1 pseudogene is annotated in these 501 nt (G+C 53.5%); it reads right to left on the bottom strand.

The window, feature by feature from the left end:
* Window positions 1-52: 52 nt before the first annotated feature.
* Window positions 53-501, bottom strand: a pseudogene (locus AB4Z23_RS28285) (hypothetical protein); the annotation flags it as partial.

Raw genomic sequence — 501 nt, 5'->3', positions numbered from 1 at the left:
CTTTAGGATCTGTAGGCAGGAACATAGATTTCCGCCTCCTGCCTTCTTTGCTCTAAAACAGGTCGTCCTCTTGGTCGGCAGGGGCCGGTTCAGCTCTAAGGAAATGCTTTTCAAAAGCCTCGATGATGCTCGTGTCCTTTGTCAATTTGCATTGCTCCAGAACGTCCGGCCCTCGCTTCAGATCAATCGTATAGCGATTGGAGTTGATGGTCGCCTTCGCCTGCTCGTATAATGCGAGGGATTCGGCGGAGAGACGGCCGGTAGCCCAAAACTCGAACCGGATCGTTAAATTCTTCCAGTCTGAATGTTCGCGGGCAGCTTTGTAGCAGATTGGAACATTGTGCTGTAACCAGCGCTTGAATAGGGCGTCGGGGATTTCACCGTAGGGACTGTACCCTTTGCACTCGATCATCAGGACGCTGTCCTCGTCGCGAACCACAACGACGTCGGCTTCGGCGTTCCCCTTGTCGGTCTTGAACTTGCGGTTCATCCGTACGGTGC

Source organism: Agrobacterium sp. MCAB5 (assembly GCF_052114365.1).
GTDB lineage: Bacteria > Pseudomonadota > Alphaproteobacteria > Rhizobiales > Rhizobiaceae > Agrobacterium > Agrobacterium tumefaciens.
Note: the sequence above shows the minus strand (reverse complement) of the source record. Positions and strands in the feature narration are given on the sequence as shown.